The sequence below is a fragment of the Microcoleus sp. B7-D4 genome, from assembly GCF_036705125.1.
Classification (GTDB): Bacteria; Cyanobacteriota; Cyanobacteriia; order Cyanobacteriales; family Microcoleaceae; genus Microcoleus.
This window is the reverse complement of the sequence record NZ_JAUBTT010000007.1, coordinates 36,249-51,012: the sequence shown is the minus strand read 5'-3', so window position 1 is coordinate 51,012 and position 14,764 is coordinate 36,249. Positions and strand designations below refer to the sequence as shown.

Here is a 14,764-nt window from a genome sequence, read left to right as displayed (position 1 = left end):
ATTTTAATTGCAGTTATTGAGGATACAGAAGGTTAGTAACTCAAACTAACCTTCTGTAATTAATACCAACCCCTGGATTTATATTTAGCGAAAGAACTTGAAAAATGGGAATTTCTACAGATTATTCAAACGTTCCTGACTGGGTAGCTAAAAGCGAAGGATACCAGACAGGAGCAATGGTCAAATACCAAGGCAATATCTTTTATGCCAACTTCGAGGCTTCAGAACCAGGGGTAGGGGATGCAGATCATAATGGTTGGCGGTTTTACGATGAGTTGTACGATCTAACACCTCACACGCCGACCGCACAAGCTAAAATCATTGCCTATATTCCTACTTGGAGAAAGAAAGAGGGATTTAACTATGCCAATGATGAGATGTATCGATACATCACCCACGGCATCGTCTCGTTTCTCATGTTTAGTGAGGTAAATCTCGGTGAGTTTGAACCAAAGTCCTTGGAGGAGGTTAAGGCAGTCCTCTCAGATGTGGTCAACACTGGACATCGAAACGGCACCAGAATCTTAATTGCACTGGGAGGTGCAGTTGATTATGGATTTCTCAATTTGATGACTTCTATAGGAAATAATCCCGATAATCCACTTCTGGATCTCGCCGTACAAAATGTAGTCAATTTTGTCAAGTCAAACAATCTCGATGGCGTAGACCTGGATTTAGAGTGCTGGTGGGGTAAGCCCGGTCAAGGAGATATGGGAGGAAGAGCAAAAGCGGATGGCCCCCACCCAGCAGGATTTGCATTAACTTCATTTGCTCAAAAATTAAAGCAAGCGATGCCTGATAAACTGGTTTCCGCAGCTATTTTTGGCACCTCATGGTATGGCAATAACTACGATCCGAAATTAGCAGACTATACTGATTGGCTTGCGATTATGACCTATGATCTGACGGGTTCGTGGAATGCGTCTCCAGTCGGACCTCAGTCAGCGCTTCTTAAAATACGCAATCAAGAGTCTTATCTGCGAGAGCAACAGGGGAAGTGGCCCGATCCCCAAAATCAAGATCAAGGCCCCGTCAATAATCCGATTCTTTCTGTGGAAGATACTCTCTGGTACTGGACGAACCCATTATTTGTGAACTGGCAAGGTAAGGGACAAAATATACCCAGAGATAAGATAGCGGGAGGAGTTCCAATCTATGGCTATGACTTTGCCTACGGGAAAGATCCTGATGACCTGAGTGGTGAAGTACCTCCAGGGTATAAATCTATTCGGTACAAAGATATCCTGGCTCAATTTCCAGATGCTCATAGGGCTGCCAATGGCAATATTAAAGTGTCGGGAAGTACACCTAGACCTCCTTTTATCTCTGCTTCAGGAAATTACCCGTATACTCACAATATCTACTTTGAAACTCCAGACACTGCTGTTAGCAAACTGAATTTCTTAAAGGATGTGGGAGCGCAGGGAGTGATTATTTGGGAACTTTCCAATGATGTTTGGGAAGAGGGTAAGAGCATCATTAAAGCCCTTTACAGAAACTCAGGTAACCCAGAAAGCAGACCGGCATTGCCTCCAAGTGGGAAGACACCTGTGCCAAGCGATATACTCACCCCGCTCATTGAACGTATCGGAAGCTACACAAACGAGTTCGCGGCTGAGATAGCACAAGGACGAGAAAAGGAAACATCTAGATTAGGCTTGCTTGTCGATCCAAGTTTGGTAGAAGCAATCACAAAATTTTTCGAGGAAGCTGGAAAAACAGAGGGCGAAGAAATCCCAAAGGACGATAAAGATAAAATAATTGGATTGTGGATTGAGATAGAGGAAACCGCAAAAAGATATGTAGATAGTCCAAACCCTCTAAGCGTCTTAACAGATCTCAAGGATAAAGTCGCCGGATTGGTCGGGCTGGTTGGGTTGATGATCGGGGGAGTGGCTGGTTGGGTATTTGTACCGCTCTTCTCAATGATTACTTTGTTCCAGACACATATTTTGCTGGAGTGGTTTGTACGGCAAAATCCTTCAGAAGGTCAAGATCTAGATCCTGACAATGATGATGGTGATGAGGAGGAACAAAAAGAATGTGAGCGTGAAGCCGATGAGGTTTCACAACAAATACAGCGAGCCATAGATGTGCTGAAAGGTGCTCTTGATAAATGGCCTACAAAGGATTTAGGGCCTGTAGAATCGGTCTTAGGTATCCCAACCCCTACTAAGCCTGACGAGCCTGATGCGCCTACACAACCACCAAAAACGCCCATTCGTTTACCCTCAAAATCAATTGTTAATTTTGCAAATGGTTTATTGGATGGAGCACTAAAGGATTCACCCGAAGGCCATAGGATTATTAGCAAAAGACAGGAAATTATCAGAGATAGTGTATCTGCACAAGTATTTACAGTATATGAAATACAAAGCCAAGAAGGCTGCAACATGGCGATGGAGGCACTGCAAGGGTTAAAGGAAGCGGAACAGTTTTTGGCATCCTTTTTCCTTGGTTCTGGCGGTTGGATACTCCGTCTTAGTAGGGGGTTGCTAGCGATCGCTGATTCAAACGAAGACTTCAATGATTTACTCGGAGACTGGACTTATCAAGTTGGCGATCGCTTATTTGTCTATGGAGTGGCTGGAGGTGGCTGGGGTCATAATGAAATGCTGTTTGTGTCCAAGCGAAATGGGCAAATCTACTACCAAGGAGATCTGTCAAAAGATTTGTTCCCGAAGTTGCAAGAATACTTCGGTATCAATCCCCTTTCATAGGTAACCTATCTGATTGAATGTACCCGTTCAGTGGGTAACTGGGGAATAAAGGTTTCGGGGGTTTCGATTCGGTGATTTAGTCCTGTTTGCTAAAGTTGCTAGACTGAATAGTGCATCAAACTCCATTCTCCCCAAAAAAAACAAGAAAACTGAGTATGTTCGCACAAATAAATTTAGATCGCTAGGCAGGAGAATTTATCATGTTAAGTAAAATTCAAAAGAATATCCAAAAGGCACAAGAAAACCGTTGCAGTAACAGGCGGAAACGACCACCGTTATACACATTTCCTCCCTACTTTGGCGCGACTTTCTCAACAAGACAATATGATTTTACCGATAGTAGTGGTAACAACAGTAGCGGTCTTATGAGTGATAAAGTGTCAGTGATACTTTTGCCCGGAGCTTTTAATCAACGAGGTAGTGTCCCAGGACAGGATCAACTTGAACCAATTACAATATTCTTACGGATGAAATATCCAGAGTACAATTTTATCAAAGGACATATGTGGAATCAGGAGATTGGTGGTCAAGGAGTAACAGACAATCTTGTCCCCCTAACCAGCGCAGCAAATAGGTCTCACAACTATAACGTAGAAGAACCACTTAAAAATGCTTTACGTGATTTTGTCAATTTTTATAATACCAACAAATCAGACCATCCAGATTATGACAAGGTTTATGGATTTAAGTATGTAGTAGAGATTGAAAATGCGCCTTGGCCGAGCGTTAGAGAACTTATTGTTCCTAACTCTATTCATGTACAATTATTTCCCATAAAATGTAATATTTTTTATGAGATTATAGAGGATTCTATAGAGGATTCTATCATATATAATGCTATTTCTTCAAATACCAAAAATCATATTGAGCGATTGAGCGGCGGTATATGGATTGATCAGGCTGGTAATATGATTGATCGGAATGGTAATGTGATTGATCGGGATGGTAATGTGATTGCTGCTTAATGACAAAGAGCTTGATTGCTCAACTTTTAGCCCGATCTTGTATACAGGTAAGAAATTTCACATTTCGGGTGCATCCGTGCTATTAGATTCCATTCCAGATGTCGCTGACTTACCGAATTAGTCCCACGATGGAGGTATATCGCAGGTTCTCACGAGTGAGTGAATCGCCTCGCTCCGTCTACAGCCACGCCTCATCCGCTCAAACTAACTGCACGAAGACTATCTAGCTTGGGTTCAGTCTTGGAGCCATTCTGCCGCCGATAGTCCATGTTCGAGCCCGGGCAACTTCGCGAATCACAGCTTGAGGTAGAGTCGATCGCTTGAGTGGATCGCTTTCCCCAACTGCCCCCAAGCCCAAAAGTGTTCCGATTGACAATGGAACGGATGGCCCCGTCGCTTGAGGCGATCGCCCGCGATTCTTCAACCCGCAAATTTAACAATCCGTATTTTTAGCCCCCAATTTCAAGCACTATTTTACCAGTTACTGAGCCTGTTTCTAACAGTTCGTGAGCGGCTTGCGCTTCTTCGAGAGGGAAAGTTTTGCTGACGTGAATTTTTAGCAAGTTGCGATCGCACAAACGAGCACACTTCTGCAAAATATGAGCCTGCTGTTCCTGTTCCTCCACCAAACCTTCTAGCATCGGTGTCAACATTAATTCCAGACTAATTCGCAGATTCCGCATTCTCGCTGTTTTCAAATTGCCCAAAGCTGGATCGGGTTCCAAAATTGTTACTAAATCTCCATAAATTTTCACCGCCGGAATAGTTTGGTAAAAAGTTTCTCCCCCGACTGTATCGAAAGCCAAATCAACTCCTTGTCCTTGAGTCCAAGTCAAAACCTCATCGACAACATTGGTGTTTTTGTATAAAATAACTGAATCTGCACCTAGGTGCTTGACAAAATTGGCTTTTTCCTCATAACTAACAGTCGTACAAACCTCTGCCCCCTGCAACTTTGCCAACTGTACCGCGACGTGGCCGACACCGCCGGCACCAGCTTGAATCAGCACCTTTTGACCGGCTTGCAAGCGCCCTCGATCGTACAGCGATTCCCAAGCTGTAATTAAAACTAACGGTGCCGCCGCCGCCTCGGCAAAACTTAAAGCAGCAGGCTTGAGGGCGAGAAAGCGTTCGTCTACAACGGCAAACTCGGCATAAGTCCCGATCGATCCGCCCAAACCGCCATTGCAGAAAAAAACCTCGTCTCCCACTTGGAAACTTTGCACACCAGCACCGATAGCCTCTACGACTCCAGCACCGTCGCACCCCAAAACGTGAGGAGCTTTATCGGGGTAAAAAGTGCCGCGCGATCGCAACTTAGTATCTATCGGATTGATACCCGCCGCTCGCAACCGCACCAAAACTTCAGTTTCTCTTTGTATAGTAGGGGCGGGGATATCTTGCACTTTCAATACGGACGGGCTTCCGGGGGTTTGAAAAACGATCGCTTTCATCATGAGTGTTACACTAGATCAGATAATCCCTAGACTTTATTGTACATTGCTTAGCAAAGCAACAAAAAACTTTTCGTTTATCCCAAAATTTATGAGGGTTGTTGAAAGGCATTACATAGATCGGCAGCATCAGTTTTATAAACAGTTTGATGGCTTATCATTTCTGTTCAAAAATCTCTACGATCGTGGTAAATATTTATGAGGACACACTTTTTCACTTCGGGTTCTAAAGTTGGTGGCACTAAAATTATCAGACAGTTATTTGCCATCTTCAAACCTAGAGACTTCTCTCAATCATTCCCTGCTAATATTAGTAGCAAGCAAGTTTTCAAACAAGTTGTTCACGATTGGGAGTATTGCCAAAAGTCAAGAATAGCGTATGACCGAGATATACCTAAATTTTCATTTCTCCCCAGCATCCCCCAATACAAACATAGAATCTGTACAGGTAACTTGTTCAGTTCTGATAACCAATCCATAAAAAAAAGGGGGAGCGACTCCAATAAGGGACTACTTCATTTCTCTCCAAGTGACATAATAATTTCTACAAAGTCCCAAGATGTCATAAAGGTAAGAATAGTTCCTGCAACAGCGCTCTACTTTGTTGAGGCTGCCCATCAAAAGCTTGTAACGTTGGTGAATTTAAATTGCCACCTTAGAGCAAGTATAGATTTAGGGATAGATCGCCTCGTAGCTGTGGCATCCAATAAGCCAACATTTATTCCAACTATTTATGATTCTCAAAAAAATCTCACATCAATCAATCAATGTTTCAATCAGCGCCAAGCATTTTTACTGTCAAAGATTGAGCAGGGAAAATCTACCAGGCGCCAAATTCAGCAAATCACCTTTAAACGAAATAAACGATTAGAAAACTACCAAGATAAAACCAGCATTTTGATTATCAAGCGGTTGGTGGCTCGGAAAATAATTCAGTTCATTATTGACACAAATGTGAGAAATAAACACAATATAAAATTACAAAAAAAGCATCAAATTTTGGGTGTAATTCCTCATACCGAAATCGTAAAGTTTATTATTTACAAAACTGAGCTAGTCGGTATCAACATAATAGTTACACAAGCATATTATACAAATAAGTGCAGATTAGGGGATTTAGAGCCTGTCGGTAAGCAAGACTCTTATCAGGGTAAGATCGATAAACGCGGGTGGTTTCGGTCTTGGAATGAAAGTCGGATTAATGCTGATGTGAATGCAGCGTTAATTATGATTAGAAAAGTAAACGTAAACTCACCCCCTTAGAGGAGTGCCACAATCGTATATATGTGTTTACAATTTCACCTGTACGGTTTCAGCCTGTACGAAAAAAAATACAAAAAGTTCGGTAATGTCAAGTATTGCCAGGTTTTTTGTGAACTGTTAACTCTCTTGTCGCTTTCAGGGCGATCTGACCTTGTATTCGTTACCCATCCGTGACGATACTTAGTTATTTTTAAATAGATTGGCTTCAGATAACTACAATAATTGTCGAGCGGTGCTAATCGATGTTCGATCGAGATTTATTTTTTTACTTTGAGATTCTTGCATATCTTCTGGGATTATTGACGACTTTAGCCGTGGTGTCCGCGATTTATCTTAAGTGGCAGCCAATGCCCCCTCGTCTGCCGCCGGCCGAAGAGCAACGGCAGTTGCCACAATTAAACGATGATTTATCTGCCGGATTGAAAATTCGGAAAAACTTTGTGATTTTTCCCAACTCAAATCGGTTGCCGGCAACTGACAGCTTCTTGGGTAAAGTTTTAGGTATGGGTCGCGCTGTATTCTTGGCTAAGCAACAGCGCCTAAGTGTGAATTATTCGCCTATTCTGGGGCCTGGAAATAGCAAAACGCTAAGTCTGAGCATTGCGGGTTCGATGGGGCAAAATCCCGATCGCCCGAATGCCGAGAATCCTCCCAAAGTTACTGCTTCCGCGCAATTAGAGGAAGATTTACTGGGCGAAATCCTAGCAGGTACTGATTCGCCGGGGGGAGCAGAATTCTTTGATGCCTTAGTTTGCCACTTAGCCTCAGCACTCGGAGTTCGCACCGCCGTCGCTGCCAAATCGATTAAGTCGAAGGCACGCACCGATGCTGGTGCTGATAGATTGCAAGTTATCAGTTTTTGGAGCGACGGACAGCAGCCAAACTTTGAGTGCGACACCGCCAATACTCCCGAAGCGCGGGTGCTGGAGGGGGGAATGTATTCCTGTCCAGACAACCTCTGGGAAACCTTTCCAGAAGACCGCAGACCGGTAGTTACAGGTGCGCGCAGTTTTCTGGGAGTTTTGCTGAAAAACTCTTACGGCGAACCTTTAGGCATTATTTGTATTTTCCACGATCGACCTTTGGTGGAAGCACATCTTGCCAAATTCCGATTAATTCTCAGCATCTTTGCGGGACGGGCAGCCGCCGAATTAGAGCGGCAGCGCCTAGAAGCAGCACTGTCCACTGTAGAAGCGAAATACTGCGCCCTGGTAGAACAAATGCCGGCTGTCACCTACATTTCTCCCCTCAACCGCAAGGCGGCAAAACTTTACATCAGCCCGCAAATCGAGACTTTTCTAGGTTATTCTGTAGCTGAATGGAGAGCCGATCCCGACCTGTGGCTGAAACTCGTTCACCCAGAAGACCGTGACCGCGTGTTAGTGGAAAACGCCACACAGAAATTCAGCGATGGAGAAGATATCTTCTGCGAGGGGTCGCTGGTTTCAGAATACCGCGCGATCGCCCGCAACGGCCGAGTCGTCTGGTTCCGGGATCAAGCGACCGCAGTTCGCGATGAAGCAAGCAAGTCTGTTATCCTTCAAGGCGCAATGTTTGACATCACCGAGACTAAAGTAGCTGCCAGCGCGCTGCTAGAAAGCGAATACCGCTATTACACCTTGGCAAAAATACTGCCGGTCGGGATTTTCCGCGCCGACGCTGCTGGAGATTGCTTGTACGTCAATGAGCGATTTTTGGAGATGGCGGGACTGACTGCGCCCAAGGCACTAGGCGAAGGTTGGGCCCAAAGTTTGCATCCCGAAGACCGCGATCGTGTTTTGAGCCAGTGGTATCGCGCTGTAACAGACAAGTTGCCCTGTAAGTTAGAGTACCGCTTTTGCAACGGTGACTTCACAACCTGGGTATTTTGGCAAGCAGTGCCAGAAATGACCCAAGGCGGGGAAGTTCTAGGCTATCTCGGCACGTTGACCGATATCACCGATCGCAAGCAGGCAGAATTCGCGCTGCAACAGGCGGAAGAGAAATACCGCAGTATCTTTGAAAATGCGATCGAAGGCATTTTCCAGACAACGACCGACGGACGCTACCTCAGCGCTAACCCTGCTTTGGCGAGAATTTACGGCTACGAGTCGGCCGCGGAATTGATCGCGAATATCCAAGACATAGACCGCCAACTTTACCTCGATCCCATCCGCCGCGTCGAGTTTTTGCGCGCGATCGAAAAACAGGGTTTTGTGTCTGAGTTCGAGTCCCAAGTTTACCGCGCTGACGGCACTACTATCTGGGTTTCCGAGAACGGCCGCGCAGTTCGCGATCCTGACGGAAATTTACTTTACTACGAAGGCACTGTCGAAGATATTACCCTCCGCAAAATAGCAGAAGATAAGTTAGTACACGATGCTTTGCACGATATGCTAACCGGTTTGCCCAACCGATCTTTATTTATGGATCGCTTGGGACACGCGATCGATCTTTCAAAACGCCGCCCCGAGATTTTGTTTGCGGTGCTGTTTATCGATCTCGATCGCTTTAAGGTTGTTAACGACAGTTTGGGGCATTTAGTGGGCGATCGCTTGCTGATCGCGATCGCGCAGCGCCTGGGAATCTGTTTGCGCGCTGGAGATACCGTTGCCCGTCTCGGCGGCGACGAATTCGCTATTTTGCTGGAAAATATCAAAAGCACCGAGGATGCGATCCAGATTGCCGAACGAGTGCAAGCGGAACTGGCAGAGCCTTTTTACCTTAACGAATATCAAGTTTTTACCAGTGCTAGCATTGGGATTGTTTGTTCTGGTTTTCCTCCGTATCAAAGGGAAACCAGCAAACTGTCGAGCCCCGAAAATCTCGGAAATATCGATCGGGAAAGTTCTTTGTCTTGCTTATCTTCTGACTCTCCTGTTCCCAATGCCCCGTTGTCCATATTGTACGATCGGCCTGAAGAACTGCTCCGAGATGCAGATGCTGCCATGTATCATGCTAAGGGATTGGGCAAAGCTCGCCACGAAGTTTTTGACTTAAGTATGCACACTCGCGCCGTCGCCCTTTTGCAACTGGAAAACGACCTGCGACGCGCTTTAGACTCCCAGGAATTTCAGCTTTACTATCAGCCTATCGTCTCTCTAGTTACTGGTAGAATCAGCGGTTTTGAAGCGCTGATACGGTGGTATCACCCGCAGCGGGGTGTCGTATCTCCTGGCGAGTTTATTTTAGTAGCTGAAGAAACTAGATTGATTATACCTATGGGCTGGTGGATGATGCGATCGGCTTGTCATCAGATCCACGAGTGGCATCAAAAATTCCCAGCAAATCCGCCGTTGACTGTCAGCGTCAACCTTTCTAACCAACAATTTAAACAACCGGATTTAATCGATCGCATTCGTGAAATTTTACAAGAAACTCAGCTTGACCCCCGCACTTTAAAGGTAGAAATTACTGAAGGTGTCATCATGGAGAATTCCGAATCAGCAGTCGCTATCCTCGCGGAATTAAAAAATTTAGAAATTCAATTATATATTGACGATTTCGGCACGGGCTATTCTTCTTTGAGCCGCCTGCACACTTTTCCAACTGATGCTTTAAAAATCGATCGAGCTTTTGTCAGCCGCATGACTGAAGATGAAGGCAACGAAGCGATTGTACAGACTATTTTAATTTTAGCCAGTCATTTAGGTATGGATGTAATTGCTGAAGGAATCGAAACCATCGAACAGCTTAATTTACTCAGAGCGCTGCAATGCGAATACGGACAAGGATACTTTTTCTCAAAGCCGATAGACAGCATCGCAGCCACACTTTTGATAGAAAGTCAACCCAAATGGTAATGAGTCAGGAGTCATTAGTCATTAGTCATTAGTCATCAGTCATTGGTAATTGATAATTGGCAATAAGAAGTCGAAAGTTAAAAGTTAAAACATTCTTTCTGACTAATGACTAACAGGGCTGTTTCATTCGACCTAGGGGCCGTGCTACCCCTACTCCCCGTGCCGGCCCTCTTGGTCTGATCAGCCGATCGAATCGTCTAGGTCGGGGGTAGGCACGGGGGCACTACCCCTACAAAATTCATGTTTTTGGTGAGAATGAAACAGCCCTGATGACTAATGACTAATGACTAATGACTAATGACTCCTGACTCCTGACTTAAACTTTCGCTTCCAAAGACTTGAGAAACTCAGTATTTACCCCCGACTCCCGCGTCAGGGCAATTTTCCCAGTACGAGCAATTTCCTTAATCCCAAATCTATTCAGAACCTGGACGATCGCCACCATTTTACCGGGATCTCCGACAACTTCCAATGTCAGCGTATCATCACCAATATCCACCACTCGCGCTCTAAAAATTTGAGCTAACTCAATTATCTCCGATCGCGTTCCGCTAACAGCATTAACTTTCAGCAACATCAACTCCCGTTCCACACAGGGAATTTCCGTTATATCCTGAACTTTAAGCACGTTAATCAACTTGTACAGTTGCTTTGTCAACTGCTCGATAATCTGGTCATCTCCGGGTACAACCATCGTAATCCGAGACACTCCCCCTTGTTCCGCCGGGCCAACGGCCAGACTTTCAATATTAAAACCCCGACGGGCAAACAAACCAGCAATTCGAGTGAGGACACCCGCTTCATCTTCAACTAAAACCGAAAGAGTGTGTTTCATTTCTTCAAAAAAGACGCATTTCGTGCAATTCTACTTTCGCCAATTCGCCTTTTAGCAGAAGTGCACGGTCATTGAACCTTCATTAAACAATATGTTTGGCTCAAAATTCTTCAGGTGTTGTCCCTGACGGGGACTGAATTTTTGAGACCAATTGGTCTCAAAATTCCTTCAGAGAAAAAGCCGGTGTTGCAGTGAGGGCATCTGGTGGCGGACTTGTTCTAGTCGATCGGGATTAATTTCCGAATTTTTGAGACCAATTAATCTCAAAATTCCTTCAGAGAAAAAGCAGGTGTTGCAGTGAGGGCATCTGGCGACGGACTTGTTCTAGTCGATCGGGATTAATTTCCGAATTTTTGAGACCAATTGGTCTCAAAATTCCTTCAAAGAAAAACCCGGTGTTGCAGCGACGGCATTTGGCGGCGGACTTGTTCTAGTCGATCGGGATTAATTTCTGCAATCGCCACACCCGGTTCCTCTCCAGCATCCGCCAAAATGGCACCCCAAGGGTCTATAATCATCGCGTGACCGTGTGTTTGACGGCGGCCGTAGTGGTGTCCAGTCTGTGCCGGGGCGATCGTATAACAAGTATTCTCGATCGCCCTAGCTTGCAACAAAACCTTCCAGTGATCCTTGCCAGTGTAAGCGGTAAACGCCGCCGGCACGAACAAAATATCAGCCCCTTTGTATGACAAATGCCTGTACACTTCCGGGAACCGCACGTCATAGCACACCGAAAGTCCCAGCGTCCCCAAATCCGGCGACACATAAACAGGTGGCAAATCTTCACCAGCTTTCACAGTGTTCGATTCCCTGTAAGTAATGCCGTCTGGCACATTCACATCGAACAAATGTACTTTTCTGTACCTTGCCACTTCCGTGCCGTTTGGGTCTACAAGCAAACAAGTATTGTATACCTTCCCCCCCTCCGTCGGCACTGGAAATCCGCCGCCCAGAATCGTTACCTGGAACCGCTGGGCCATAGTTTTGATGAATTTTTCGCTCAGGAGCCCGATCGCCTCTGCTGAAGCAATCTTTTCCTCCTCTTCGCCCATAAACGAGAAATTTTCTGGTAAGGAAACTAACTCCGCACCTTGACGCACTGCCAGGTCGATTAATTCCTCTGCCTGAACCAAATTTTTTTGCAGGTCAGGCAAGCTAGTCATTTGAATTGCTGCGGCGAGATAAGACTTCATCGATTCAAAATATTAGTCAGTAGTCAGTAGTCAGTAGTCAGTAGTCAGTAGTCAGTAGTCATTAGTCATTAGTCATTAGTCATTAGTCATTAGTCATTAGTCAATAGTCATTAGTAACTAATTTGATAACTAAATAGTTGATATCCGTGGATTTTTCCCATTTAGGGGCTGGCTTTGCACCAACTAATCTGGTTTGAGAGTTTTGATATTTGAGCTTTAAATTAACCTGTAACTCATCACTCAAAACTCAAAACTCTCAACTTTTTTCTCCTAGGTTTTGCAACCTAATTTCCCTCAAATCTTAAGGCATCGGATGGAAAAGCAGGTCGGGGAAAAAGCGGTTAAATTCAATTAAAGCCGCGCCTTGAATAGATAGCCAAAGGATAGCCAATACTGGTGCGGTCGAAAGAAACTTGACAAAGTATTGCATGAATTCTGCTCCTGAAAATTCGAGACAGTGGGTAATTGCCGATCGATAAGCGCGCTAATTGCTAATTTCTAGTTAATTACTTAACTGTTAGCTATTAGCTCTTCTCCATTTCCCAATTTTAGCGGGGGGAAACAGTAATTTCGTCGTCCTTGGCAAACATTTCACCGCTGGTGATTGATGTGAGAGCTGCCAGAGGCCATAAAACGCCGCTCAGCATACATTTGATTGCCAAAGGAACGTCGATAATAATCTCTTTTTCCTCTGGGGTTGCTGATTTTTTGGTAACTTGCAGATAAGAACGGCCTACCCAACCAATCCAACCAGCCATATACAAGAACAGTATGCTAGGAATCAAAAAGTCCCCTGCTTTGCTCAAGTTGCCGTCTACGATTAAGTGCGGGTATCCTTCCGGGCCGCACATAGCTTGAGAATAGCGATCGAATCTTGCTTTCGCAGATGCGGGGTCGCCATTGGTAGAACGTGCATTTTTAGCCAGTTCCTTGAATTCGGGAGAGTCTTTGCACGGCACTAAATTGTAAGCCGAAGCAACTGGAGCAAAACTGATCCAGACACTCAACACTAAAATTGCAGCAAACAATCGTCGCATGGAATTGTTTCCTTTTGTTACAAAACAATAAGTTTTTGTACAAGCATTTCAACTTGCCGATCTGGAATCCAGATTACCGTGTTTGTTGACAGTGTAAAGTATCCACCATTAATGCGGCAAAGCCCAATAGAATGAGGGATTCCCGTTTTCATAGGTCAATGCTGAGCTAGCAATACCGCGAGGATATTCCTTCATTGCATCCGATGATGGCCTTACCTGTCGATCGGGCAAAAATCCCTTAACAATAACCTGAATACAGGTAGAGCGGGGGACTTGCGCCGAATTAGTTAAGCTAGCAATAACTAACCTATCAAATAAAATTAGCAGTTAATGGCAACCATTTTCGCAATCGAAACAAGTTGTGACGAAACAGCAGCAGCAATTGTTAAGAATCGTCAAGTTTGCAGCAATGTTGTAGCATCGCAAATTAAAATCCACGAGCAGTATGGCGGGGTAGTGCCCGAAGTGGCTTCGCGGAGTCACCTAGAAATGCTCAATCAGGTAATTGCCCAGTGTCTCGGTGAAGCAAACCTGAGTTGGTCAGAAATTGACGGCATTGCAGCGACTTGTGCCCCCGGTTTAGTAGGTGCATTGTTAGTCGGGCTGACAGCGGCGAAAAGCTTGGCAATAGTCCATCAAAAACCTTTTTTAGGCGTCCACCACCTCGAAGGGCACATCTACGCTTCTTACCTTACCGAACCCGACTTGCAGCCACCGTTTTTGTGTTTGTTAGTTTCCGGGGGACACACTAGCTTTATTTACGTCAAAGATTGTGGCGTTTATGAAACAGTAGGACAAACACGCGACGACGCCGCCGGCGAAGCTTTTGATAAAGTCGCGAGACTGTTGCAGCTAGGATATCCCGGCGGGCCACTGATGGACAAATTGGCCGCCCTTGGCAATCCCCAAGCATACCCCCTACCAGAAGGCAGAATTTCCTTGCCTGGTGGTGGCTATCATCCTTACGACAGTAGTTTTAGCGGGTTGAAAACCGCAGTTTTGCAATTAGTGCAGAAACTCAAGAAACAAAATAACAATGTGGGTGAGGAAGGCATCTTGCCTGCCTCTACAATTAATGATATTGCGGCCAGCTTTCAGGAAACTGTAGCTAAGGGTTTAACAAAAAGAGCGATCGACTGTGCCGTAAATTTCGGGCTTACCACTATTGTAGTCGGCGGGGGAGTTGCAGCAAACAGCGGACTCCGAAAACACTTACAAGCAGCAGCAGCAAAACACAACTTGCGGGTATTGTTTCCGCCATTAAAATATTGTACAGACAACGCAGCAATGATTGGCTGTGCAGCCGCAGAACACTTGCAGCGAGGACACACATCACCGCTAACTTTGGGAGCAAATTCAAGAATGGCTGTCAGCGATATTATGGAACTGTACAAGAGTCATTAGGCATTGGGCATTGGGCATTGGGCATTGGGCATTGGGCATTGGGCATTGGGCATTGGTACTAACTCACAAATAACCAATAACTAATAACAACAGTCAACAGTCAACAGTTAA

At 45.1% G+C, this 14,764-nt stretch carries 10 protein-coding genes; 5 read left to right on the top strand and 5 right to left on the bottom strand.

The features are described 5' to 3' along the window. Positions 1–104 precede the first annotated feature (104 nt). Positions 105–2,720 carry a glycoside hydrolase family 18 protein gene (locus QUB12_RS04300; protein WP_333138828.1) on the top strand — a complete coding sequence of 872 codons (2,616 nt, stop codon included), beginning with the start codon at positions 105–107 and terminating at the stop codon, positions 2,718–2,720. A 200-nt stretch (positions 2,721–2,920) separates the two neighbouring features. Then, entirely contained in the window at positions 2,921–3,685 is a 765-nt protein-coding gene (locus QUB12_RS04295) for a hypothetical protein (protein ID WP_333138826.1), read from the top strand. Between the two features lie 449 nt (positions 3,686–4,134). Here QUB12_RS04295 and QUB12_RS04290 read toward each other — a convergent pair whose 3' ends face one another. Next, positions 4,135–5,139, bottom strand: coding sequence for a zinc-dependent alcohol dehydrogenase family protein (locus QUB12_RS04290; RefSeq protein WP_333138884.1), 1,005 nt, complete (start codon positions 5,137–5,139; stop codon positions 4,135–4,137). Between the two features lie 198 nt (positions 5,140–5,337). Between QUB12_RS04290 and QUB12_RS04285 the strand changes: the two genes are divergently transcribed. Both QUB12_RS04285 and QUB12_RS04280 read left to right on the top strand, forming a co-directional pair. Further along, complete coding sequence (locus QUB12_RS04285) at positions 5,338–6,402, top strand: transposase (RefSeq protein WP_333138824.1); 1,065 nt, start codon at positions 5,338–5,340, stop codon at positions 6,400–6,402. Positions 6,403–6,644: 242 nt separating this feature from the next. Further along, the gene (locus QUB12_RS04280) at positions 6,645–10,184 is read left to right on the top strand and encodes a sensor domain-containing protein (protein ID WP_445300655.1); all 3,540 of its coding nucleotides are present in this window, start codon (positions 6,645–6,647) and stop codon (positions 10,182–10,184) included. A gap of 316 nt (positions 10,185–10,500) precedes the next feature. On the opposite strand, the gene ilvN is transcribed toward QUB12_RS04280, so the two are convergent. The 4 genes from ilvN to QUB12_RS04260 form a co-directional block, all read right to left on the bottom strand. Continuing rightward, complete coding sequence (gene ilvN / locus QUB12_RS04275) at positions 10,501–11,019, bottom strand: acetolactate synthase small subunit (protein ID WP_333138820.1); 519 nt, start codon at positions 11,017–11,019, stop codon at positions 10,501–10,503. Between the two features lie 380 nt (positions 11,020–11,399). Continuing rightward, positions 11,400–12,212 (bottom strand): carbon-nitrogen hydrolase family protein, encoded by an 813-nt coding sequence (locus tag QUB12_RS04270; protein WP_333138818.1) that lies wholly within the window; start codon positions 12,210–12,212, stop codon positions 11,400–11,402. Positions 12,213–12,513: 301 nt separating this feature from the next. Then, complete coding sequence (psaJ, locus tag QUB12_RS04265) at positions 12,514–12,642, bottom strand: photosystem I reaction center subunit IX (RefSeq protein ID WP_106151078.1); 129 nt, start codon at positions 12,640–12,642, stop codon at positions 12,514–12,516. A 118-nt stretch (positions 12,643–12,760) separates the two neighbouring features. After that, positions 12,761–13,249: a Photosystem I reaction center subunit III gene (locus QUB12_RS04260; protein ID WP_333138816.1), complete on the bottom strand. Its 489-nt coding sequence runs from the start codon at positions 13,247–13,249 to the stop codon at positions 12,761–12,763. A 330-nt stretch (positions 13,250–13,579) separates the two neighbouring features. Between QUB12_RS04260 and tsaD the strand changes: the two genes are divergently transcribed. Beyond that, positions 13,580–14,653: a tRNA (adenosine(37)-N6)-threonylcarbamoyltransferase complex transferase subunit TsaD gene (tsaD, locus tag QUB12_RS04255; protein WP_333305645.1), complete on the top strand. Its 1,074-nt coding sequence runs from the start codon at positions 13,580–13,582 to the stop codon at positions 14,651–14,653. Positions 14,654–14,764: the final 111 nt, after the last annotated feature.

Excerpts from the sequence above, each read along its gene's own strand:
- psaJ (WP_106151078.1), bottom strand. The coding sequence starts at position 12,642 with ATGCAATACTTTGTCAAGTTTCTTTCGACCGCACCAGTATTGGCTATC.
- QUB12_RS04295 (WP_333138826.1), top strand. The coding sequence starts at position 2,921 with ATGTTAAGTAAAATTCAAAAGAATATCCAAAAGGCACAAGAAAACCGT.
- QUB12_RS04270 (WP_333138818.1), bottom strand. The coding sequence starts at position 12,212 with ATGAAGTCTTATCTCGCCGCAGCAATTCAAATGACTAGCTTGCCTGAC.
- QUB12_RS04260 (WP_333138816.1), bottom strand. The coding sequence starts at position 13,249 with ATGCGACGATTGTTTGCTGCAATTTTAGTGTTGAGTGTCTGGATCAGT.
- QUB12_RS04300 (WP_333138828.1), top strand. The coding sequence starts at position 105 with ATGGGAATTTCTACAGATTATTCAAACGTTCCTGACTGGGTAGCTAAA.
- ilvN (WP_333138820.1), bottom strand. The coding sequence starts at position 11,019 with ATGAAACACACTCTTTCGGTTTTAGTTGAAGATGAAGCGGGTGTCCTC.
- QUB12_RS04280 (WP_445300655.1), top strand. The coding sequence starts at position 6,645 with ATGTTCGATCGAGATTTATTTTTTTACTTTGAGATTCTTGCATATCTT.
- tsaD (WP_333305645.1), top strand. The coding sequence starts at position 13,580 with ATGGCAACCATTTTCGCAATCGAAACAAGTTGTGACGAAACAGCAGCA.
- QUB12_RS04290 (WP_333138884.1), bottom strand. The coding sequence starts at position 5,139 with ATGAAAGCGATCGTTTTTCAAACCCCCGGAAGCCCGTCCGTATTGAAA.
- QUB12_RS04285 (WP_333138824.1), top strand. The coding sequence starts at position 5,338 with ATGAGGACACACTTTTTCACTTCGGGTTCTAAAGTTGGTGGCACTAAA.